The organism is Chelativorans petroleitrophicus (genome assembly GCF_025398195.1).
Lineage (GTDB): Bacteria > Pseudomonadota > Alphaproteobacteria > Rhizobiales > Rhizobiaceae > Chelativorans > Chelativorans petroleitrophicus.
In genome coordinates this window covers 1-21,645 of the sequence record NZ_JAODNV010000010.1, presented here as the reverse complement: position 1 = coordinate 21,645, position 21,645 = coordinate 1, and the positions used below count along the sequence as shown (strand labels likewise).

The following is a 21,645-nucleotide window of genomic DNA, read 5'->3' as shown; positions in this document are numbered from 1 at the left end:
AGGGAAAGCAACCTGCCGGTAAACTTGGCGCAGGATCGCGCCGGGCAAACCGTTGCATTTACGGGCTTTGCACAGCGGAAACAGCGACGCCGGACCGATTTGTTCCGCGATTGATTATCGCGTCATCTACGGCGGAAACTAACGGCGATACGCGATTGATTTGCGGCGCGCGGTTGAAGGCGGCGAGTGTTAAACCGCCGCCAGTGCCGCCTCCACCTGATCGCGCGACGGGGTTCCCGCACGGCCGCCGAATACCGTGCATTTCAGGGCGGCCGCCGCGTTGGCGAAACGGATGAGCTGCCGCACCGGCATGCCCTCGGTAAGACCGAGGACGAATGCGCCATGGAACACGTCACCCGCCGCAAGCGTATCGACGGCCTTGATCCGAGGCGGCCGCTCCTGGCAGATTTCGCCCGCCTCGTCCATCCAGAAACACCCTTCGCCGCCCGCCGTGACGGCGACGAAGCATGAGAACCGCGAAGCCAGTGACCGAACCGCCTCGGGCACGTTGGAGGCTCCACTGACCGCCAGCGCAGCAGGCTCGGAGAAGACGGCGTGGCTTGCCCTTTCGGTAAGCGCAGCGATCACGGAGGGCTCGCCCACATCTGCATCGAGAACGCGCGGTATGTCCGCCTCCCGCGCGGCATCGAGCACGGCCGCCGCCCCTTCCGGCCAGCGGATGTCCACGAGCACGGCACTCGCCGTGCGGATCTCCTCGAGCGGCAGCCAGCCGGTCTCCCTGCCCAGTCCGGGCGGATAGAACGGCACGACCAGCCGCTCGCCTTCCGCGTCTACGATCACGGTGGAAAGCGGCGAGCCGACACCCTCGAAGGTCCGCACGTGGCGGCAATCGACGCCTGCTTGTTCCAGATCGGCAATGATCCGGGCGCCCACCGCATCCGATCCGATGCGCGAGATGAGGGACGCACTGCCACCCAGCCTGGCCGCGGTGGCGGCTGCGCTTGCCGCCATGCCGTGGGCAATCTCCACCATGGCCGTCGGCAGGACCTTGCCCGGTCCGGCCGGCATCCGCTCGACGCGGTAGATCGTGTCCCACGTGGCCGAGCCGCAGAAGAAGATGCGCCCGCCCCTGTGCGCGCCGCCCGCCGCCACCGGCCCCGGCATTCAGGCTTCGCCCTGCTCGATGATGCCGCGCTCGCGAAGGCTGGCGATCATTTCCTCGGAGAAGCCGAAGTCGCGCAGGATTTCCTCCGTGTGCTGGCCGACGATCGGCGCCGGGCGCGCGATCTCGGGCGGCGTCTCGCTCATCTTCACGGCGGGCCCGATCACCTTGACCGTGCCCGCGCGCGGATGCTCGTAGCTCGTGACGAGACCCATATGGCGCACCTGCGGATCGTCCATGACGTCGAGGTGTGTCTTGATCTCGCCGCACCAGATGTCGGCGGCCAGCAGCGCCTCCAGAAGATCGGCCTTGGTCCACTTGCGCGTCTCTTCCGCAAGCTTCTCCCAAATCTCGTCGCGCTTCACATAAAGCGTCTCCGGATCGTCATAGACGAGCAGATCGGGCGCTCCCAGCACATCCACCAGCTTGCGGTACGGGCTCATCGCGATCGAGACCCATCCGTCCTTGACGGGATAGAGCCCGAAGGGCGCGTCCATGCCGGGATGGCCGATCGAGGAATTGGGGCGCTCCAGATTCTCCCCGAAGTTCATGACCCAGACCATCTCCTGGTTCTGGTGCTGCAACAGGGCGGAGAGAAGATCCACCTTGATCTCCTGCCCCTTGCCGGAGCGCTCGCGCCAGTAGAGCGCGCTCAGAATGCCGTAGACCATGTTCATGGCGCCTATCTGATCGGCGAACCCCGCGCCCACCGGCACCGGCGGACCGTCCCGCCTGCCGGTCGCGGCGGCCAGTCCCGTCAGGCCCTGCAGCAGCATGTCCTGGCCCGGCCGGGTCACATATGGGCCGCTTTCGCCATAGCCGGAGCCCGAGCAGTAAATGATGCGGGGATTGACCTTCTTGAAAGCCTCATAGCCATAGCCCAGCCGCTCCATCACGCCGGGGCGGAAATTCTGGATGACGACATCCACCTTCTCCGCGATCTTGAAAAGCACCTCCTTAGCCTCGGGCGCCTTCAGGTCGATGGCTATGGATTGCTTGTTGCGGTTCCAGGCCAGGAAATTGGGGCTTTCCGTCCCGCCCACCCAGCGGTTCTTGAACGTCATGGTGCGGAACAGGTCGCCCTGCCCGGGCCGCTCCACCTTGATGATGCGCGCGCCCATATCGCCAAGAAGCTGGGTCGCGAACGGCCCCTGCAGCAGATGGCTGAAGTCCAGAACGGTTACGTCTTCGAGTGCCTTGGGCATGTCAGTCCTTTTCCATAAGTAGCCTGCGGGCGGCCTTCTCGCTCGCCCGCGCATAGGTGTCGTTTGCTTCCCGGATAAGCGACGCCTTGTCGCCGCCGTTCTTGAGCCATTCATGGACAAGCTCGCCCATATGCTCGAAAGCCGGGATGAACCCGTCGAAGCGCGGGCGCAGATAGGCCTTGTCCATGCTTTCCAGAGTGCCGGTGAAGAAGTTGCGGCAGTCGGCGTTCGCCTCCGGATCGAGCCAGGCGCTGCGCAGTCCGGGCTGACCGCCTTCGCGATAGTAGTCCCCCGCCTGGTGCTCCGGTTGGTGCACCCAGCTCAGATATTCCACCGCGGCTTCGACCTCGCGGCAGCGGGCCGAAATCGCGCATCCCGCCCCGCCCAGGATAGTGCCGGCCGCGGGGTCGGGACCCGGCCCGGCTATATTCGTATAAATCAGAGGCTTTGCCACGCCCTGCCGCGAGTAGTTGGTATAGCCGAAGGCGAAGGGAACGTAGACGATCTCGTCTCCGCTCGACATCGCGTCATAGGTCGCGATCGGGTTCCAGTCGCGCGAGAGCGGATGCGAGAGCTCCGCGAGTTGGCGCAGGTAATCGAGCACCGCGTCAAAGACATGGGGCGCCAGCAGCCGGTCCGACCAAGGCTGGATCGGATGTCCGAGATTGGCCGAAAGGGTGGCGACGAGGCAGGCCGCATCGCTTTGGCAGGAGGGCATGGCCAACCAAAGCCCGGCCGCCCGCGCCGCGTGTCCGAGCTCCAGAACCTCCGCGAAGGTGCGGGGCGGCGCCTCCCGTCCGAGCCGGTCGAGCAGGTCGGGACGGTAGCTTGCCACCTGCGCCGCCGCGTCCGTCGGCAGGGCATAGATGCTGCCCGCGTAGTCATAGGAGCGCGTGGACGGGCCGACGCTTTCCCGATTGAGCATGGCATGGAACGCGGCGGGAAAGAGCGGTTTCAGATCGCGCAGGCAACCGAGCGCATGCGCCCGCCCGGTGAAGGGATGATCGATCACCAGAAGGTCGAACTGCTCCGCCAGTTCCTCCACCGGCTGAACGCCAAAATCGCGCAGGCTCCGCCGGCTCCATTCGACCTCGATGTGCGGATGACGGGCGGTGAAGCGGGCAACGTTCCGCGCAAGCGGGTCGAAGCCGCGCGAGTGATCCCAGGTGATGCCGCGCAGACGGACGGTCAAGACGATGCTCCCTTTTTCATGTGGATGCCGACCATCGCCGCCAGAGGCGGCGCGCTGGTATCGGTTTCGATGCTGGCGATGTGCCAGCGGCCGAGATTGGCCGCGTAAAGCGTTTTTCCGTCGAAGGCGATGTTGGTCGGATGGCACAGCAGATGTGCCTCCGGGTCCTCGACATAGACGTCCAGCCTGCCCGACCTATCGATCCGGAGGATGCGGGACGGCTCGTAGCAAGAGACGAACAGATCGCCCCGCTCGTCGAGCGCGATGCCGTCGGGAAGGCCCGGTAGGTTTTCCGCCGCCACGCCGATCCCCGCGGGCAGGCCGTCCGGCCCGATTTCGATGCGGCTCACCTTCCGCCCGAAGGTTTCGACCACATACAGCGTCCTGCCGTCCTCCGAGAGCGCCATGCCGTTCGCAAACTGCATCGGCTCGCGCCACCAGAGCTCGCCCTCCCCGCTCGAAAGGTCGTAGCGCCACACGCCCGGACCGGCCGCCCCTGCGCCGAAGCTGTCGGAAACGTAGAGGCAGTTGCGGTGCGGATCGACCACCGGATAGTTCGGTATGCGTATTCCGGGCGCGGTAAAGCGCGTCAGCGAGCGGTCGGAGAGATGAAGACGCCAGACGGCGGCGCTCTTCTGGTCACAGACGTAAAGATTCGCGTCGCCCTCGAAGGCCAGCCCGAGCGTGAAGCCGCCCGTCGTCGCCAGGCGCTCTATGGCTCCCGTGCGCGGGTCGATGCGCACGATGTCCCCTTCCGCATTGCCGCACCAGACGGAGCCGTCCGCCGCCACGGCCACCCCCTCGGGATGATGCAGGCGGGGATCGGAGTACTGGCCGTCGAAGAACACCGACACACGGTCGAGCGGCAGCACAGCCGGGTCCTCATGTGTAAAGGGTGATCTCGTCATGTGACGCCTTCCTCAATCATTCGCCGATGCGTTCGCCCGTCTCGCGGGAGAAGAAATGCAGCGCACTCCTGCCGAAGCGGAATCCGACCTTCTCTCCCATGCTCACGGAAATCGACTTGTCGGCCTTCACGGCGATGAGCTCGTCGCCCAGTCTGGTCGTGACGAGTACGCTGTCGCCGAGAAGCTCGGCCGTATAGACCTCGCCGTCGAAATCCCCCTCGCCGCTATTGACGACCGACATGTCCTCCGGCCTTTGCCCCAGGATTGCCGGCCCGGACAGCCGAACGTCCCGCGCCTCGATCGAGAAGCGCGGATGGCGGACGCGGCCATCCGACACGTCCACTTCGATGAGGTTCATCGAGGGGTTTCCGAGGAATCCGGCGACGAACGCATTGGCCGGCCGGTTGTAGATCTCTAGCGGCGCGCCCACCTGCTGCAGCCGGCCGTCGCGCATCACCGCCACCCGGTCGGCCATGGTCATCGCCTCCACCTGGTCGTGGGTGACGTAGATCGTCGTCGTCCCGAGCTCTCGCTGCAGGTGCTTGAGCTGGGCGCGCATCGACACCCTCAGCTTGGCGTCCAGATTGGAAAGCGGCTCGTCCATGAGAAAGAGCTGCGGCGTGCGCACGATGGCCCGTGCAAGGGCCACGCGCTGGCGCTGCCCGCCCGAAAGCGCGCTCGGTTTGCGGTCGAGCAGCCCGGCAAGCTCCACCCGCTCGGCAGCCTCCCGCACGCGGCGTTCCCGCTCCGCCTTCGGCACGCGCGCCACCTTGAGCGGATAACCGATGTTCTGCGCGATCGTCATGTGCGGGTAGAGCCCGTAGTTCTGGAACACCATGGCCAGATCGCGCGCGCCGGGCGGCAGGTCGTTGACGACCTTTCCGCCGATCAGCACTTCGCCGCTCGTCGGCTCATCCAGACCGGCCACCATGCGCATGGTGGTCGACTTGCCGCATCCGGAAGGTCCAAGCAGGACGAGGAATTCGCCATCCGCGATGTCCAGCGAAATGCTGTCCACGGCGACGAAGGTGCCCCAGCGCTTGGTGATCGAATTCAGTGTCACGGGAGCCATGGCTTACATTTCCCGGAAAAAGAAACGCCCGTCGAAAGGCACGGCCTCGCGCCGCCCTCCGACATCCACAAGTTCAAGCCGGTCGTCGGCCATCTCAACGGCCGCCACCTCGCGGAAGCCCTCGACTATGGGAATGGCCCCGAGAGCGTAGCGGACCACCGTGGGCCTCGCCGGATCGAGAGCAAGGGCGGCGCGCTGCCCGGCCTTGCCGAGCGCCTCGGCGTCGAGCGCGAAATCCGAACAGCCCTCCTCGATGCCCAGCACGTGCCGGTGCCGCCCGTTCCAGGGCGCGGACTGCCGCCCACCATTGCTCATCCACAACGCTGTCTGCGGCAGCGCGGCGCGGTCCTTGAGTGCGAAGAAGATGAAGCCGTCCGCCGCCGCAACCGCCGCCGACCATCCCGGCCCCTCTCCCGCCTCCTCGTAGAGGGTGAGGAAATCCTCATGCCCCTCAGCGAAGGGATAGGTGTGGATATCGGCGCTCCCGCCATTGGAAAGGCCGACCGAAGCGAGGCTTTCGAAACGCTGCGGATAGGCGAGCAGCGATCTGGCCACCCCCTCCCCGTCGTCAAGCGGCTCAGGCGGCGTCGCGCCCATCGCCTTTCGTGAGAATGACAGCCGCGCTCCCCCGGGAACGTGGATCATGGCGTGATGCGAGACGGAAACCTGCCCGCTGCCGCCCCGAAAGACGTGCGTCTGATAGACGACCGGGTGGCCAGGCAGGAGAGCGATGGTCTTTTCAAGACGGGCGCCCGAGATCGTCTCGTCCAGCTCGAACGTCACGCTGAGGCCGCCGCCCTTCGGCGTCTGCCGCTCGCGCTCCGTCCACAGCCCGTTGGCCGCCCAGCCATGCGGCGGAACCGCTGGGTCCGAGGCGCCGAAGGGCGCGCAGAAGAAATCTCCGGCGAGCCGCCTCAGATGCGGCGGGGCATCCGGCGGAGTCTCGTCATCGGCGTCCACCCACGGCGCCCGGTGCAGCGGCGTGATTGTCTTTCCGCCGTATTGGATCTTGAGGCCGCTCAGAATTCCGCATCGGTGCTCGACGTCGAGCGCGATGCCTTCGACGGCGAGTCTCGAACGTTCAGTCACCTTTCACCACCAGTCCGCCATCGACCCGAACAATGTCGCCTGTGATGAAGGACGCCCTGTCGCTGGCCAGGAAAAGCACCGCCTCGGCCACTTCGTCCGCCTCGCCGAACCGGCCAAGGGGATGGGCTTCGTTCCAGCGGCGGATCAGATCGTCCGGATCGGCCGCCTCACGGAAAACCTTCTCGTTCAGGGGCGTCATGATCGTGCCGGGCGCGACCGCGTTCACGCGGATACCCGCCGGGGCAAGCTCCAGCGCCGTCTGTTGCGTCAGAGCGTTGATGCCTCCCTTGGCCGCGGCATAAGCCGCCCAGCCGTGGAAGCCTTTCAGAGACTGCACCGAACTCATGTTGACGATGCTGCCTTTTCCGGCCCGCCGCATATGCGGAACCACGCAGCGCATGAACCGCCACACCGAGGTGAGATTGTTCGAGATCACCTCGTTCCAGGAATCCTCGTCGATCTCATCCACGACGCCGCCGATCGCGCGTGCCGCGTTGTTCACCAGGATGTCGATCCGGCCCCATTTCTGGATGACGGCCTCCGTGCAGGCCTCCACCTCGGCGAAGCTGCGCACGTCCGTCTTGTGAAAGATCACATCCCCGCCGCTTTCGCGTATTTCGGCGGCCGTCTTCTCGCCCGCCTCACTGTCGAAATCGGCAATCGCGACGCGCGCGCCCGCCTGCGCAAACTTGACGGCACAGGCCCGGCCGATGCCCATTGCGCCACCGGTTACGATCGCCACTCGGTCTTTGAATTCCACGGTTCAGACTCCCTTGAATTGAGGGCTGCGTTTCTCGAGGAAGGCGTTGATGCCCTCCTGCCCGTCCTGCGTGCCGTAAAGGCGCAGCAACGCCTCCTGCTCCAGCGACAGGGCGGCCGGAAGGGAACAGTCGGCCCCTTCCCTGATCAGCCGTTTCATTTCGGTGAGCGCCTGCGGCGCGAGTTTCAGCATGGCGCGCGCCTTTTCCAGCGCCGTCTCCATGAGCTGATCCGGCTCGCAAAGAGCGGCGGCAAGCCCCAGCGCATAGGCCCTTTCACCCTTCATGCGCCAAGCGGTCAGAAGCAGTTCGGCCGTGGCATGGCGCCCGAGCGAGCGCAAGAGCCGCTGCGTGCCACCTCCGCCCGGCGAAAGACCGAGCAGCCCCTCGGGCAAGCCGAGCCGGGCGGTGGTGGAGACGACGATCAGATCGCAGCAAAGCGCAATCTCGAAGCCGCCTCCCAGCGCATAGCCGTTCACGGCGGCGATCGTTGGCACGCGCAGGGCTTCCAGGCGATCGTTCACCCGCCGCCCCTTGAGCTGGAACGCCCTGAACGCATCGTGCCTGCCGCCCTGGTATTCGGCGATGTCGGCACCTGCCGCGAACGCCTTCTCTCCGGCACCGGTGAGGATCAGGACGCGGATCGAGGGATCGTTCTCCACCGTATCGAGCTGCGCGCCGATCTGGTCGAGCATGTCCTCGGAGAGCGCGTTGAGCTTGTCCGGCCGGTTGAGCGTCATCACCGCGATGCCGCTTTCGGGCCTGTCCAGGAGTACGAGCGATGCCATGGAGATTCTCCTCAGCCCTTGACCGCGCCGGCGGTCAGGCCGGCCACGAATTGCCGTTGCAGGAAGAAGAAGATCGCGATCACCGGCAGGGAGATCATCACCGACGAGGCCATCAGCTCGCCGTAGCGGATGCCGTACTGGCCGATATAGTCGTTCATGCCCACCGGCAGGGTGCGCATCTCCTTGCTGGAGGTAAACGAGAGCGCAAACAGGAATTCCTGCCAGGTGACGATGAGCACGAAAACGGAAGTGGCGATGATCCCCGGCCTCGCCAGCGGCACCACGATGTCGAAGAAGGCGCGCAGCGGCGAAGCGCCGTCAACGGCCGCCGCCTCCTCCAGCGTCTTGGGCACCTTGAGCAGGAAGCCGCGCAGCATCCAGATCGCCACGGGAAGCGTCACGGTGATGTAGGCGATGATCAGCCCGAGATAGGTGTTGAGCAGGTTGGCCGACCGCACGATCTTGTAGAGCGGGATGATCATGGCGCCCGCCGGGAAGAACTGCGCGAGGACCACCGCCCCGAGGAAGACGGACAGAAGCCGGAACTGGAAACGCGACAGGCTGTAGGCCGCAAGAAGCGCCAGCGGAATCGTGATCAGCAACGTCGCGCCGCACACGATGACGCTGTTGAGGAAATAGCGCTGGAACTCTGGCCTGAGCGCGAGGATGTAGTTTTCCAGGGTCGGATTGTCAGGCCAGAGCTGCGCCGGAATCGCAAAGGGCTCCGTCGCCGGCTTCAGGGAGACGCTGAACATCCAGAAGAACGGCAGCAGCACCAGCGTTGCCGTCACAAGCTGCAGGCACAGAAGCAGCGGATAGCGAATGCGCTTGGTCATCGCTCAAACCTCCCTGTGCGACAGAAGCGGACGCCGGATCAGCATGAAGACGGCCACGATCATCACCAGGATGACCACGGATAGGGTTCCGTAGGCGGCCGCCTCGCCGAAGCGGAACTGGCCGAAGCCGATCTCGTAGATCTGTGTGGGGAAGATCGCCGTGCTGTTGAGCGGTCCACCGCGCGTCAGCACGTAGATGATGTCGAAATAGTTGAAGGTGAGGATCGTCGTCAGCAGGAAATTGACGACCGCCACCGGAATGATCGCCGGGATGATGACGTCGAACAAACGCCGGACGGGTCCCGCCCCGTCCACCTTCGCGGCCTCGATCTGCTCCTGATCGACGTTCTGGAGAGCGGCAAGAAAGATCACGGTCGAGAAGGGAAAGCCCTTCCAGAAGGCGACGAAGATGACCGCCGCCATGGCGATGGAGGGATCGGCGAGCCACGCAATGCCCCGGTCGGCAAGGCCGAACCGCAGCACGAAAGAATTGATGAGCCCCAGTTGGGGATCATACATGAACCGCCACAGGATCGCCGCCACTACGCCCGGCAGCACCCAGGGCAGAAGGATCAGCGACCGGAGAATGCCCTGCCCGGGCAGATGCTGGTTGAGCAGAAGCGCGATGAAGAAGCCCAGTACGTTCTGCAGCAGAACGACACCCAGGGTCCATACGATGGAATTGCGCACAACCTGCCAGAAGACAGGATCGGAAAAGATGTCGGCATAGACCTTCAGGCCCACGAACTGGGGCTTCGGGTTGATGAAAGAGGTGGTGAACAGGCTTTCACGAACCGTCGCGATCATGGGCCAGTACATGAGCACGGCCACGAGAATCGCCGCCGGCATCATGAAGCCGTAGGCCATCCACATTTCGCTGGTTCGGCGTTTGCGTTGCGACATCTTGAAAGAAACCGGTTCTTCCGCCCGCCCGCAGGCCATCGGCCCGCGGGCAAGGCTCTCGTTCACGAAACCGAGGCCGCGGCTCACCGCGGCCGGGGCCGGCAGCCCGTTAGAGATTGTCGATCGCCTCGCAGGCGGCCGCGGCAGCTTCCTCCACGGGCGTGCCGGACAGCATCTGCTGCACCATGTTCTGCTGAATCTCGGAGACCTGCAGATACTGCGGCGACAGCGGGCGCGGCTTGGCGTTGTTGAGGTGCTCCAGGATCACGTCCGGCTTGCGGCGGTTCTCCTCGAGGAAGGCCGACGCCGCCTTGACGTTGGCCGGGATGAGATCGACCACATCGCCGTTCACGTCTTCCCGCGTCATGAACTCGATGAACTTCCAGGCCGCCTCCTTGTTTGGCGAGCTTTCGTAGACCACGAGGTTCCAGCCGCCGAAGGTGCCGACGGGCGTTTTCCCTTCAGGCGCGAAGCCCGCATAGAGATCCCAGTCGATGTTCGAGGAATCGAGCGCCGGCTGCTCCAGAGCGGGCCAGAGCTCGATGGCAAGCGTGCCGTTGAGGAAGAGCTCGCGCATCTGCTCGTTCGCGGCGTTGAGGATGCCGGAGGGAGCATACTGCGTCATGCGCTTGTAGTATTCGAGCGCCTCGATGGCCTCGGGGCTGGTCAGGGCGCACTTGCCATTTTCGTCCAGCACGACGCCACCGTTCGAGTAGATCATCGAGTTGGTCATGACGACCGGATACTCGCTCTTGTTGCCGGTGAGTCCGATCGCAAACCTGCCGTTCGCAGGATCGGTGAGCGCGGGTGCCGCGGCTTCTAGTCCTTCCCACGTCGTGATGGAAGCGGGATCGATGCCAGCCTCCTCGAACAGGGCCTTGTTCACAAAGGCGAAGAACCAGACGTCCACATTGAACGGAACGCCCCAGGTCTTGCCCTGATAGGTCACCGACTCCCAGGCGCCGGGGAAGAAATCCTCCGGCGAAATGCTCGAACCGGCCACCAGATCGTCGACAGCCACGATGGCGCCCGCCTCCGCGAAGGCGGCGTTCCAGATCTGGTCGACGGTCGAAACGTCTGGGCCGTTTCCGGCCTGCACTGCCGTCAGCAGACGCTGCTGATATTCCGGATAGGGTATGGTGGTCACCTCAACCTTGATGTCCGGATTCTCTTCCTCGAAGCGCTTCACCGCTTCCTGCTGGAACTTCGACAGACCGGATTCGGTCTGCTGGTTGTCCCAGAAGCGCAGCACCGTTTGCGCGCTGGCGGCGCTTGCTACCGCGAGCACCCCCGCCATCGTCAATGCGCTGGTCGCCAGCAATGTTTTGAGTTTGGGCATTACTACCTCCCTTGGTTTGGACTTGCCGTTTGCCTGGAGTCGCGCCGCAGGCCGGTTTCGAAATCGTCGTCCTGATCGACGACGAAGACTTGCGGACCGGCCGCCGACAGTTCGAGGCGATGGGCGGAGAGCGCCCCCGCATCGGTGAAAATGAACTGGTTCGCCGCCAGACGGCAGGCCTGAACACTCGATTCAAGCGCGATCGCGCCGTGGTCGGCCAGAACGATGACCTGACGCGCGGTCGAACAGAACCGCTTGCACACCAGTGCCGAACGCTCGTCCTCGAAGGAGATGCCGAAATTCGGCGCCACGCCGTCCGGCGAGATCACCGCGGCATCCACCCGGATCGTTTCCAGAAGCGTTCCCACGCTGGGTCCCACAAGCGTGCGCGTGGAGGGGCGATATTCGCCGCCGGTCAGGAAAACCGAGACGCCCGGCGCGCCTGAGAGAATCTCGAGCACGTCTAGCGAGTTGGTGTAGACGTTCACGGGGCAGCCGCGCCGGCGCAGCGCCTCCGCGAAGTAGCGCGAGGACTCCCCGCCGTCGATCAGCAGCACGTCGCCCGGATTGACGACCTCCGCCGCGCCCTCGCCGATGCGGCGCTTTATCAGGCGCAGCTCCTCGGCCACCTCGTCTTCGGCGTTCCGCGTGACGAGCTCGGCCCCCACTTCCAGCGCGCGCTGCCGCATGGCGGCGGCAAGGCCCCGGTACCATTCGTGCGAAGGATATTGCAGGATGAAGCCGATGGATCGCCCCTTCGCCCCCCTGCCCTGATAGGCGAAGGGTGCCGCCATGGCCTCGAGCGCGGAGGGCAGGATGCGCCAGTGCCCGTCCTGCTTGTGGTAGAATTTGCCGATGTTCTCGGCGGTCAGGATTTTGGCCGGCGTGATCACTTCGGAAGCGATCTCCCCGCCGTCCAGATAGGCGCAGGCCACATCGACGGCCGCCCGCCCGACCACCTCAGGGAAAAGCGCCAGCACCGCCTTAAGCTGACCTCCGGGCACCAGCTTGTCGAAAAAGACGCCGCCCTCGCCGCCGACGGAATATCCTGCCACATCGATGCCAAGGCGCTCGGCCACTTCGAGGGCGCCCAGGATCGTGTGATCGTTGACGCCGAACACGATGTTGATCGTAGGATGCGCCTCGAAGGCGATGACGGTCTGGCGAACGGCTTCCTTCAGAAGCCCGCGCCCGTCGACCCGATGAAAGAGCAGCTTGCCTGGAAATTCCGCCTCGAAGCCCTCGCGGAAGCCGTCCAGCCGCTCGCGCGTGTTCTGCTGCCCCTCCAGGGCAACCAGCAGAACCTCCGCGCGCTCCAGGCCCGCCTCGGCCTGCTGGCGCGCCGCAAGCCTGCCCAGTTCGCGCGAGGCATCGCGGTTGCGCGGTCCCAGATAGACGCCGCCGAGTTGGGGCGCCGATTCCGCGATCAGAAGCGTGCCGCGCCGGATCGCCTGCTGCCGGAGCGTATGGGCCCACTCGCCCTTGACCGGCGGCAGAACGAGAACATCGAAGCTGTCGTGCTCCTGCGCGCCGGGCTTGTCCTTCCCGGCCTCCCCCTGGGTTGCGGCCGAAATCCGGACGGCCCCGCCGCGGGTGCGCCGGAGTTTGCCCTCGCGTTCCAGCCGGACCAGATCCCGCCTTATCGTGACCGCCGAAACCTCCGGAAACTGGCTCACCAGTTCCCGCACGGAGACGACGCCCCGCTGGTCGAGGAGATCAAGAATTCGCAAGTCTCTGGCAGTTTTGATCAATTCTGATCGCTTTCTTTCAACTTTGTGGAAGATGATTATCAGCGAAGCTGGATACTTGTCAATTCAGTTCACCAGAAGGTCTAGAAATGATCATTTTTGATCATTTCTAGCGAACCAATCCCCCTTAACTGCCGTTCAGCCAGCCAGAGTTCCTTCAGACACTTGCGAACAATTCCCGGCCTCCGCCGTTCCGCCTTGCCTCCCGCGCCGCCCCGCGTTAGCCAGTGGCACAAACGGGCAACCGGAAAGGCGGACATGCGTCTCGGCGGCAGGCTCTCGGCAGCCATCGAAATCCTTCACGACATTGAAACGCGCCACCGCCCAGCGGCGGACGCCCTGCGCGATTGGGGCCTGTCGCACCGCTTCGCGGGCGCGGGGGACCGCGCGGCCATCGGCAATATCGTCTATGACGCGCTGCGCCGCAGGCGCGCCGCGGCCTGGCTCTTCGATTCCGACACGCCCCGCGCTCTGGCCTTCGGCGGCCTTCTTATGGAAAGCGGGACAGCGCCGGAGACGTTGAACGCGTCCTTTGCGAACGACCGTTTCGCGCCCCCTCCCCTGAGCGAGACGGAGCTGAACCTCCTTCGCGCACGCCTTGGCGAAGACCTTCCCGAAGGCGCGCGCGCCAACGTGCCGGAATGGTGCGAGCCGCTGATGAGAGCGGCGTTCGGCGCGGACTGGATCGCGGAGGCCGCCGCGCTTTCCGGGCGCCCACCGCTCGACATGCGCGCCAATACGCTGAAGGCCTCGCGGGAAAAGGTTCTGGCGGCACTTGCCCGGTGCGGTGCCGCGGCCTCGCGCATCGCCTCCGCCGGAATGCGCATCGCGCCGGTTGCGGGCGATGGGCGGCATCCGAACGTCCAGGCCGAACCCGCCTTCCGCAAAGGCTGGTTCGAGGTGCAGGACGAGGGCTCCCAGATCGTCACCGAGCTTGCCGGGGCCGCCCCCGGCGAACAGGTTCTCGATTTCTGCGCCGGCGCCGGTGGCAAGACACTTGCCATGTCCGCCATGATGGATAATCGCGGCCAGATCCACGCCTATGATGCCGACAGACAGAGGCTCGCGCCCATTTTCGAGCGGCTGAAGCGGGCAGGCTGCCGCAACGTCCAGGTGGTTGCCGACGAGGAGCGGCTGGCACCCCTGCTCGGTCGCATGGACCTCGTGCTGGTGGATGCGCCTTGCACGGGCTCCGGCACATGGCGCAGGCGCCCGGATGCAAAATGGCGCCTGACCCGCCAGCAGATGGAGGCGCGGCTCGCCGAGCAGTCGGCCATACTCGACGCGGCCAGCCGCTATGTGCGGCCGGGTGGGCGGCTTGCCTACGTCACCTGCTCCATCTTCCCAGAGGAAAACGCCGCGCAGGCGGAAGCCTTCCTTGCGCGCAATCCCGCCTTCCGCCTTGCTGATCACGATGCGCAGTGGCGCAAACGTTTTCCCGCCCATGCGGGTGCCGTGCGCATCGATGGCGGCATCGTGCTCTCCCCGGCCATGACCGGCACGGATGGGTTCTATTTCGCCTGCTTCGAGCGCGGCGCGGAATGAGAACCGGATGCCCGGCAAGCATGTACCGGATTTCCGGGCGTTCGGAACACACAGAGGACAAGGGCCAACTTCTCACCAACCCGTTGCGTCGGTGCCCGTCCTTCTTTAAAGGCCTTTCATGAGCACCATGAGCCATCCAAACACCGTCCTCATTGTCGATTTCGGCAGCCAGGTCACCCAGCTGATCGCGCGGCGCGTGCGCGAAGCCGGGGTCTATTCCGAGATCGCGCCCTTCCAATCCGCCGACGAGGCCTTCCGGCGACTGAAGCCGAAAGCGGTGATCCTCTCCGGCGGCCCGGCCTCGGCGGCCGAGCTCGGCAGTCCGCGCGTGCCGGACATCATCTTCGAATCGGGCGTGCCGCTCCTCGGCATCTGCTATGGCGAACAGGCCATGTGCGCGCAGCTCGGCGGGCGCGTCGAGGAAAGCGACCACCGCGAATTCGGCCGCGCGTTTCTCGAGATTGAGGACGACTGCGCCCTCTTCAAGGACATCTGGGCGCCGGGCACGCGCCACCAAGTCTGGATGAGCCATGGCGACCGCGTGACGGCGCTGCCGCCCGGCTTCAAGGTCGTCGGCACCTCCTCCGGTGCGCCCTTCGCGGCGATCGCGGACGACGGCCGCAAATATTACGGCGTGCAGTTCCACCCGGAAGTGGCGCACACGCCCGACGGCGCGAAGCTCATCGCCAATTTCGTGCACGAAATCGCGGGTCTCAAGGGCGACTGGACCATGGCCGCTTACCGCGATCAGGCCGTCGAAGCCATCCGCAAGCAGGTCGGCTCCGGCAAGGTCATCTGCGCGCTCTCGGGCGGCGTCGATTCCTCCGTCGCCGCGCTGCTGACGCACGAGGCGGTGGGCGAACAGCTTACCTGCATCCTCGTCGACCACGGCCTGATGCGGAAGAACGAAGCGGCCGAGGTCGTTCAGATGTTCCGCGAGCACTACAATGTGCCGCTGATCCTGATCGACGCGTCCGACCGCTTCCTGAAAGCGCTCGAAGGCGAGACGGACCCCGAAAAGAAACGCAAGACCATCGGCCATCTCTTCATCGAGGTCTTCGAGGAGGAGGCGAAGAAGCTCGGCGGCGCCGATTTCCTCGTCCAGGGCACGCTTTATCCCGACGTGATCGAAAGCGTCTCCTTCACCGGCGGCCCCTCGGTCACCATCAAGTCCCACCACAATGTGGGCGGCCTGCCCGAGCGCATAAATATGAAGCTCGTAGAACCGCTGCGCGAGCTCTTCAAGGACGAGGTGCGCGCGCTCGGGCGCGAGCTTGGCCTGCCCGAGCATTTCATCGGCCGCCATCCCTTCCCCGGGCCGGGCCTTGCCATCCGCTGCCCTGGCAGCGTCACGCGCGAGAAGCTCGACATCCTGCGCGCGGCGGATGCCATCTATCTCGACGAGATCCGCAAGGCCGGCCTCTACGACGCGATCTGGCAAGCCTTCGCGGTGCTCTTGCCGGTCCAGACCGTGGGCGTGATGGGCGACGGCCGCACCTACGAATATGTGTGCGCGCTTAGGGCCGTCACCTCCGTGGACGGCATGACGGCCGACTTCTACCAGTTCGACATGGAATTCCTCGGCCGCGCCGCCACTCGCATCATCAACGAGGTGCGCGGCATCAACCGCGTGGTCTACGACGTCACCTCCAAGCCCCCCGGGACGATCGAGTGGGAATGATTCCGCGTCCGGCAGCGGCCGGCAGGATCCGGCACCAGACACACTTAAGCCCGCGTCACTGCGGGCTTTTTTGTGTTTTCCACCTGGCACGGACTGGCAGCCTGGGGTATGGCCAAGCACGAATTTTTCATGGCATAGTCGATGGCACGAAACCGGCCCTGTGCCATGCCTCGCCGCCGATGCCATGCGCCTCGTTCCCGGGTGGTCATGGTATCGGAATCGTGTAAGTAGTTGCTGTAAAACGAATTTTTTCCGTTCCGAGTGGGGTTTTCCAGGCATGGTATTGATGGCCGGTGAAGCGTGTGCGTCACGATGGCTGTGCCATGGGTTCGCCTCTGTAAGTTGTTGACTTATAAGGGGATTCCCTCTCGTCCAAGCAGGGCGCACGACGCATGGTGTTGCAAGGGAGCGTGTGTGCCATGTTGACCGATACCAAGCTGCGGAACCTCAAGCCGACGGGCAAGCTGTACAAGGTGGCGGACAGGGACGGCCTGTATGTGGCCGTCACACCCTCCGGGACCATTTCGTTCCGCTACAACTACGCCCTCAACGGGCGCCAGGAGACCATCACCTTCGGCCGGTACGGGCCGGGCGGGATCACGCTGGCCGAGGCCCGGGAACGCTTGGCCGAAGCCAAGAAGATGATCGCGGCGGGAAAGTCTCCGGCCCGGGAGAAAGCCAGGGAGAAGGCCCGTGTGCGCGACGCCGAGACGTTCGGTGCCTGGGCGGAAAAGTGGCTTCGCAGCTACCAGATGGCCGAGTCCACCCGCGACATGCGGCGCTCGGTCTATGAGCGCGACCTGAAGGCCAAGTTCGGCAACCTCAAGCTGACCGAGATCACCCACGAAGACCTGCGGGCCCTGACCGACGCCATCGTCGAGCGGGGCGCGCCGGCCACCGCCGTCCATGCGCGCGAGATCGTGTACCAGGTCTACCGGTGGGCCATCGAGCGCGGCCAGAAGGTGGAGAATCCCGCCGAGCTGGTCCGCCCGGCCAGCATCGCGAAGTTCGCGCCGCGCGACCGCGCCCTGACGCCGGAAGAGATCGGCCTCATGTACCAGTACCTGGAGCGCGTCGGCACGTCGCCGTCGATCCGCGCCGCCGTGAAGCTGCTCCTGCTGACGATGGTGCGCAAGAGCGAGCTGACCAACGCCAGGTGGAGCGAGATCAACTTCAGCGAGGCCCTGTGGACCATCCCGAAGGAAAGGATGAAGCGGCGCAACCCGCACCTGGTGTTCCTGTCGCGGCAGGCGATGGACCTGCTGGTCGCGCTGAAAACCTTTGCCGGTGGTTCGGAATACGTCCTGCCGTCACGCTATGACCCCAGTGCGCCCATGAGCAGCGCCACGCTCAACCAGGTGATGAAGCTGACCTATCAACTGGCGCAGAAGGACGGCAAGCCGCTGGGCAAGTTCGGGCCGCACGACCTGCGCCGCACGGCCAGCACCCTGCTGCACGAAGCCGGATACAACAGCGACTGGATCGAAAAGTGCCTCGCCCACGAACAGCGCGGCGTCAGGGCCATCTACAACAAGGCCGAATACCGGGAGCAGCGGCGGCAGATGTTGCAGGACTGGGCGGACATGATCGACCAGTGGACGAAGGCACCAAAGCCGTAACCGTGGCGGCGCTCAACGCGGCGCTGCGGGTTTTCGTGCCACGCCTGACAGCAGGAACTCGGTGCTGTATTCGGGAAGGCTGGGAAGTTGCCAGAACACACTGGGGATACTGGCGCTGGCCTTGGAGACGGCTTGCCGCTGAATGCCAAGGACGCTGGCGGCATCGGATTGGCTCATGCCGTACCGCAGCAGCATGACGATTTGCTTCTTTCGGTCGGTCAGCCGGGCGTCTGTCATCCGCCTGGCGTGATCGCGCAGTTCGGACGTATCGCCATACCGGAGGCGATGCTTGAGCACGTAGTGGTGAAGGTAGCAGTCGACCAGCCAGTCGCCTGACCCGGCGCACGGTTCGCGCCAGTTACCTGCCTGACGGGTGAGACGCTCCAGCTCCGCGTCGAACTGAGCGGCCGAACGCCTGGCCCTTTGGTGCTCAGGATTCCACCCACCATCCGGCAACTTTGGACGGTGCCGTGAACAGTACAGGCTGCTGAATTGCAGCGTCTCGTCAGGGTCACTTTCCAGGCGGCCGTTGGCGTAGGCCGCCAGTTCCGTTGGGGAGCCGCAGTAGCGGCAGAAGTCCTGGATGCGATCCCTGTCCACCTGCTTTCCATTCGCACGCGAGGTAAGCGGTGGCTTGCGCGCGCACGCTCGCGTGAGTGCGAGAAGGGTTTCCAGTGTGGCCACGAACCGTCGGCCCTGGTCAGTCTTTACGCCGTGGCTCGAAACGAACTGGCGAAGCAACTGGCGCTGAAGGCGTGCAGCGTCGTTCAGGCCAACCAGCCGGCAAATGTCGCTGAACGAGAGGCCTGAGCCTGCACCGGGCAGAAAGTGGAGCAGATCGGGCGGCAGCGTGGCTGCATAGGCTGCTACGGCCGGATCGATGACCTGCTGGATGAGCCGGTCGATGCGCTTGCTGCGCGACGCCATCGAGTACGGCCGCCACTCCTCCTGCAACTTGCGGACTGCAGCACCAATGCCTGGATCACAGTTCTCCCAGACAGGGATGACGGGAAAGTGCGGCATGTCAACCAATTCGACAAATCTTTGACTGTATCGATTTTGCACTGCCGGGCACCATCACGCAATGCTTCGCATTGACTTGGAGGTTGCTGCATGGAGCCAAGGCAGAAAGTGTTGATCAACCGGAAGAAGCTCCACTCGATGATCCCACTCAGTGAGCGGACCATCTTCAACATGGAGCAGCGGGGGGAGTTCCCCAGGCGCATCGCGTTGACCCGACGCAACGTTGCGTGGGATCTGGCTGAGGTCGAAGCCTGGATCGAGGCGAGGAAAGCGTCCTGCCAGCAGGCGGACCGTCCTGGAGGCGGGCAGTGACGATGACGGTCAACGTGCAGGCCGCGTTCGAAAACGATCCGCCTGCGCTCGACTTCGTCTGGCCCGGCTTTCTCGCCGGTACGGTCGGGGCGCTGGTGGCTCCCGGTGGCGCGGGCAAGAGCTTCTGGGCGCTGGAGGCGGCAATGGCTGTTGCAGGCGGGGATGCTCCCGGCAGTGATCTGCTCGGGCTTGAGCCGTCACGCGCCGGGCAGGTGGTCTACTTTGCCGGCGAGGATCCGGCCCCGATCCTTGATTGCCGCATCCATGCCATTGGCAGACATCTGAGCGACACAGCGCGCTCGGCCATTGCGGGCCGGATGACCGTCGAGCCGGTCGCAGGCAGCTCCATGAGTGTCACAGACAGGCACACGCTGCACCAGTTGGTGGAGAGGTGCTCGGGGGCGCGCCTCGTTGTGCTGGATACGTTGAGCCGCATGCATCGTCTTGACGAAAACAGCAACGGGGACATGGCGGCGGTGGTGACCTGTCTGGAGCGCCTTGCACTGGAAACGGGAGCGTCCGTCTTGTTCCTGCACCACGTCAGCAAGGGCAGCGCACGAGAGGGGGCTACCGATCACCAGGGAGCCGCGCGAGGTGCGTCGGCGCTTGTCGACAATGCCCGGTGGTGCGGGTTCGTTGCACCCATGACTTCGGAGGAGGCCGCACGCCTTGGGGAAGAACCCAAGGGTGTGCCACCTATCGGCGAGGCGCGCCGCAGGCATTTCGTCCGCTTTGGGGTCTCCAAGCAGAACTACGGAAGCGCGCCGCCGGACCGCTGGTATTCGCGGGACGGCCATGGCGTGCTCCTGCCGGCAGCGTTGTCGGCTTCGGAGCTGACCGGCCGCAGAAAGGGGGCGCATCGTGCACAAGCTTGAGCTGACGCACGCGCGCCACGACCCAATCCATTGCCTGGCACCGGGCCTGTTCCGGAGTCTCCAGAAGGGCGAGCGCAAGCGTGCCAAGCTGGATGTCGTCTATGACTTCGGCGACGGCAGGCGGGTGGAGTTCAGCGGTCCCGAACCGCTGGGCGCGGACGACCTGCGCATCTTGCAGGGCCTGGTGGCCATGGCGGGGCCGGCTGGGCTGGTGCTTTCACCCAAGCCGCAAACGGATGCGGGCCGGCAGCTCCGGCTGTTCCTTGAGCCCAAATGGGATGCGATCCGGCAGGATGCGATGGTTGTCAGGGGAAGCTACAGGGCACTGGCACGTGAAGTCGGCTACGCCAATGTGGATAACGCCAAGCCGATCCGAGACTGCATCGAGCGTCTCTGGAAGGTCTCGGTCATCGTGCAGGATGGGAAGCGGCGCCAAGGCTTCAGGCTTCTTTCGGAGTACGCCAGCGACGAGCACGACGGAAAGCTCTACGTGGCGCTTAACCCCCTTCTGGCCCGTGCCGTGATGGGCGGTCAGCACGTGCGGATCAGTATGGGCGAGGTGCGGGCTCTACGAACCGATGCTGCGCGCCTCATCCACCAGCGCCTGTGCGCCTGGATTGACCCAGGCAAGTCGGGCCGTGCGGACATCGACACTCTGTGCGGGTACGTTTGGCCCGACGCAGCGGTGAATGCCAACACGGTCAAGACCCGGCGTCAGACAGTCCGCCGTGCCCTGGCTGAGCTGGACGCGCTGGGCTGGAGAGTGGAGAGCTACACCAAGGGCAAATGGGAAATCTCCAGGCCCAAGCTTACCGAACCCCGGCTGGGGCGGTGAGCCTGCGTGGGGCCCACTTTAACGCCACCCAACCCCACTTTAACGTCACCCAATCCCCACTTTAACGCCACCCCGATGATGCAAAAAAATTCAATAAATACAATGTTTTATGAGAGATCTGGAAATGCTTTCCAAGATTATCCAAGAGATAATCCACTAGGCGCGGCCCCTGGCCGCTGCGCGGCCGAGGCCTTGCCTTCCTTCAGGACACCAAAAGATACAAGGGCCGGGAAGGGCACGTGTAATCTGTTAGCACCTCCCCCGAGGGGCGGCTCAACACCCGTGTCGCCGTTGACTGTCCGGCCCTTGGGCGGCGTGGCAGATGCATGTTTTGTCTGTGAATCGAGGGGCCGCTGGAATCTGCCGAACGGCCCCTTTCCTTTTGGTGCCCATCGCGACCGCGCGCAGGCCATGTTGCGCGAATATGTGCGATTCAATGCGACGAAGCGCGAACGTACGCGACGAAACGCGATGATGCGCGAAGACGTGCGATTGATCGTAGATTCGCGCGCCGATCGCGAAAGATCGCATAAGTTCGCAGTGAGCTTTGACGGCAAGATATGTGTTGTGGGCCTACGCGCAAGCGCGAAGTCCTCCAACACTCCCCCTTACTCGCCATTGGCTCGACGGCATCCTGCTCTGCGAGGCGCACCTTCGCTGCCGCGACAGTTGCCCTCACTCGCACCCACGGGAGGAACATGCGATGCCAGGCGATAGTGAACCGCGCCGGGATTGCCGGAGGCTCCCCCTCTTGAGATTAAGGAGCCATCATGACGAAACGGAACGGCAATACC

19 protein-coding genes are annotated in these 21,645 nt (G+C 64.7%); 6 read left to right on the top strand and 13 right to left on the bottom strand.

Features of this window, described 5'->3' with window-relative positions; genetic code table 11:
• Nucleotides 1–189: 189 nt before the first annotated feature.
• The 12 genes from NYR54_RS09750 to NYR54_RS09695 all read right to left on the bottom strand — a co-directional run bounded on the left by NYR54_RS09750 (nucleotide 190) and on the right by NYR54_RS09695 (nucleotide 12,943).
• Nucleotides 190–1,125: a PfkB family carbohydrate kinase gene (locus NYR54_RS09750; RefSeq protein ID WP_261515453.1), complete on the bottom strand. Its 936-nt coding sequence runs from the start codon at nucleotides 1,123–1,125 to the stop codon at nucleotides 190–192.
• Complete coding sequence (locus NYR54_RS09745) at nucleotides 1,126–2,328, bottom strand: CaiB/BaiF CoA transferase family protein (protein WP_261515452.1); 1,203 nt, start codon at nucleotides 2,326–2,328, stop codon at nucleotides 1,126–1,128.
• Between the two features lies 1 nt (nucleotide 2,329).
• Nucleotides 2,330–3,520 carry an ABC transporter substrate-binding protein gene (locus NYR54_RS09740; protein WP_261515451.1) on the bottom strand — a complete coding sequence of 397 codons (1,191 nt, stop codon included), beginning with the start codon at nucleotides 3,518–3,520 and terminating at the stop codon, nucleotides 2,330–2,332.
• Nucleotides 3,517–4,428 carry an SMP-30/gluconolactonase/LRE family protein gene (locus NYR54_RS09735; RefSeq protein ID WP_261515450.1) on the bottom strand — a complete coding sequence of 304 codons (912 nt, stop codon included), beginning with the start codon at nucleotides 4,426–4,428 and terminating at the stop codon, nucleotides 3,517–3,519. Before NYR54_RS09735 ends, NYR54_RS09740 begins: the two co-directional genes overlap by 4 nt.
• 16 nt (nucleotides 4,429–4,444) lie before the next feature.
• The gene (locus NYR54_RS09730; RefSeq protein ID WP_261515449.1) at nucleotides 4,445–5,500 is read right to left on the bottom strand and encodes an ABC transporter ATP-binding protein; all 1,056 of its coding nucleotides are present in this window, start codon (nucleotides 5,498–5,500) and stop codon (nucleotides 4,445–4,447) included.
• Nucleotides 5,501–5,503: 3 nt separating this feature from the next.
• Nucleotides 5,504–6,589, bottom strand: coding sequence for a hypothetical protein (locus NYR54_RS09725; RefSeq protein ID WP_261515448.1), 1,086 nt, complete (start codon nucleotides 6,587–6,589; stop codon nucleotides 5,504–5,506).
• On the bottom strand, nucleotides 6,582–7,349 hold the full coding sequence (locus NYR54_RS09720) for an SDR family NAD(P)-dependent oxidoreductase (protein ID WP_261515447.1): 768 nt from the start codon (nucleotides 7,347–7,349) through the stop codon (nucleotides 6,582–6,584). The genes NYR54_RS09725 and NYR54_RS09720 overlap by 8 nt, the downstream gene beginning before the upstream one ends.
• Nucleotides 7,350–7,352: 3 nt before the next feature.
• Nucleotides 7,353–8,135 (bottom strand): enoyl-CoA hydratase/isomerase family protein, encoded by a 783-nt coding sequence (locus tag NYR54_RS09715; RefSeq protein ID WP_261515446.1) that lies wholly within the window; start codon nucleotides 8,133–8,135, stop codon nucleotides 7,353–7,355.
• Between the two features lie 11 nt (nucleotides 8,136–8,146).
• On the bottom strand, nucleotides 8,147–8,971 hold the full coding sequence (locus NYR54_RS09710; RefSeq protein ID WP_261515445.1) for a carbohydrate ABC transporter permease: 825 nt from the start codon (nucleotides 8,969–8,971) through the stop codon (nucleotides 8,147–8,149).
• A gap of 3 nt (nucleotides 8,972–8,974) precedes the next feature.
• Entirely contained in the window at nucleotides 8,975–9,838 is an 864-nt protein-coding gene (locus tag NYR54_RS09705) for a carbohydrate ABC transporter permease (RefSeq protein ID WP_261515444.1), read from the bottom strand.
• Between the two features lie 145 nt (nucleotides 9,839–9,983).
• Nucleotides 9,984–11,213, bottom strand: a complete 1,230-nt coding sequence (locus NYR54_RS09700; protein ID WP_261515443.1) for an ABC transporter substrate-binding protein — start codon at nucleotides 11,211–11,213, stop codon at nucleotides 9,984–9,986.
• Between the two features lie 2 nt (nucleotides 11,214–11,215).
• Nucleotides 11,216–12,943 (bottom strand): substrate-binding domain-containing protein, encoded by a 1,728-nt coding sequence (locus tag NYR54_RS09695; RefSeq protein WP_261515442.1) that lies wholly within the window; start codon nucleotides 12,941–12,943, stop codon nucleotides 11,216–11,218.
• A 276-nt stretch (nucleotides 12,944–13,219) separates the two neighbouring features.
• Here NYR54_RS09695 and NYR54_RS09690 point away from each other — a divergent pair, with 276 nt between their 5' ends.
• From NYR54_RS09690 to NYR54_RS09680, 3 genes are all read left to right on the top strand, one after another.
• Nucleotides 13,220–14,506: an RsmB/NOP family class I SAM-dependent RNA methyltransferase gene (locus tag NYR54_RS09690; RefSeq protein WP_261515441.1), complete on the top strand. Its 1,287-nt coding sequence runs from the start codon at nucleotides 13,220–13,222 to the stop codon at nucleotides 14,504–14,506.
• Between the two features lie 118 nt (nucleotides 14,507–14,624).
• Nucleotides 14,625–16,187: a glutamine-hydrolyzing GMP synthase gene (gene guaA, locus NYR54_RS09685; RefSeq protein WP_261515440.1), complete on the top strand. Its 1,563-nt coding sequence runs from the start codon at nucleotides 14,625–14,627 to the stop codon at nucleotides 16,185–16,187.
• 419 nt (nucleotides 16,188–16,606) lie between these two features.
• Nucleotides 16,607–17,806 carry a tyrosine-type recombinase/integrase gene (locus NYR54_RS09680; protein ID WP_261515439.1) on the top strand — a complete coding sequence of 400 codons (1,200 nt, stop codon included), beginning with the start codon at nucleotides 16,607–16,609 and terminating at the stop codon, nucleotides 17,804–17,806.
• A 12-nt stretch (nucleotides 17,807–17,818) separates the two neighbouring features.
• Here NYR54_RS09680 and NYR54_RS09675 read toward each other — a convergent pair whose 3' ends face one another.
• On the bottom strand, nucleotides 17,819–18,733 hold the full coding sequence (locus NYR54_RS09675; protein WP_261515438.1) for a LuxR family transcriptional regulator: 915 nt from the start codon (nucleotides 18,731–18,733) through the stop codon (nucleotides 17,819–17,821).
• A gap of 186 nt (nucleotides 18,734–18,919) precedes the next feature.
• Here NYR54_RS09675 and NYR54_RS09670 point away from each other — a divergent pair, with 186 nt between their 5' ends.
• The 3 genes from NYR54_RS09670 to repC are packed head-to-tail and all read left to right on the top strand — an operon-like array spanning nucleotide 18,920 to nucleotide 20,851.
• Nucleotides 18,920–19,141: a helix-turn-helix transcriptional regulator gene (locus tag NYR54_RS09670; protein WP_059939464.1), complete on the top strand. Its 222-nt coding sequence runs from the start codon at nucleotides 18,920–18,922 to the stop codon at nucleotides 19,139–19,141.
• A 2-nt stretch (nucleotides 19,142–19,143) separates the two neighbouring features.
• Complete coding sequence (locus tag NYR54_RS09665; protein WP_261515627.1) at nucleotides 19,144–20,016, top strand: helicase RepA family protein; 873 nt, start codon at nucleotides 19,144–19,146, stop codon at nucleotides 20,014–20,016.
• Nucleotides 20,003–20,851, top strand: coding sequence for a replication protein C, IncQ-type (gene repC, locus NYR54_RS09660; RefSeq protein ID WP_261515437.1), 849 nt, complete (start codon nucleotides 20,003–20,005; stop codon nucleotides 20,849–20,851). The genes NYR54_RS09665 and repC overlap by 14 nt, the downstream gene beginning before the upstream one ends.
• The last annotated feature ends 794 nt before the right edge of the window (nucleotides 20,852–21,645 follow it).

Coding starts and splice junctions, on each gene's coding strand:
- NYR54_RS09665 (WP_261515627.1), top strand. CDS start 19,144: ATGACGGTCAACGTGCAGGCCGCGTTCGAAAACGATCCGCCTGCGCTC.
- NYR54_RS09750 (WP_261515453.1), bottom strand. CDS start 1,125: ATGCCGGGGCCGGTGGCGGCGGGCGGCGCGCACAGGGGCGGGCGCATC.
- NYR54_RS09715 (WP_261515446.1), bottom strand. CDS start 8,135: ATGGCATCGCTCGTACTCCTGGACAGGCCCGAAAGCGGCATCGCGGTG.
- NYR54_RS09730 (WP_261515449.1), bottom strand. CDS start 5,500: ATGGCTCCCGTGACACTGAATTCGATCACCAAGCGCTGGGGCACCTTC.
- NYR54_RS09710 (WP_261515445.1), bottom strand. CDS start 8,971: ATGACCAAGCGCATTCGCTATCCGCTGCTTCTGTGCCTGCAGCTTGTG.
- NYR54_RS09680 (WP_261515439.1), top strand. CDS start 16,607: ATGTTGACCGATACCAAGCTGCGGAACCTCAAGCCGACGGGCAAGCTG.
- NYR54_RS09745 (WP_261515452.1), bottom strand. CDS start 2,328: ATGCCCAAGGCACTCGAAGACGTAACCGTTCTGGACTTCAGCCATCTG.
- NYR54_RS09690 (WP_261515441.1), top strand. CDS start 13,220: ATGCGTCTCGGCGGCAGGCTCTCGGCAGCCATCGAAATCCTTCACGAC.
- NYR54_RS09670 (WP_059939464.1), top strand. CDS start 18,920: ATGGAGCCAAGGCAGAAAGTGTTGATCAACCGGAAGAAGCTCCACTCG.
- NYR54_RS09675 (WP_261515438.1), bottom strand. CDS start 18,733: ATGGCGTCGCGCAGCAAGCGCATCGACCGGCTCATCCAGCAGGTCATC.
- NYR54_RS09705 (WP_261515444.1), bottom strand. CDS start 9,838: ATGGCCTACGGCTTCATGATGCCGGCGGCGATTCTCGTGGCCGTGCTC.
- NYR54_RS09700 (WP_261515443.1), bottom strand. CDS start 11,213: ATGCCCAAACTCAAAACATTGCTGGCGACCAGCGCATTGACGATGGCG.
- guaA (WP_261515440.1), top strand. CDS start 14,625: ATGAGCACCATGAGCCATCCAAACACCGTCCTCATTGTCGATTTCGGC.
- NYR54_RS09735 (WP_261515450.1), bottom strand. CDS start 4,428: ATGACGAGATCACCCTTTACACATGAGGACCCGGCTGTGCTGCCGCTC.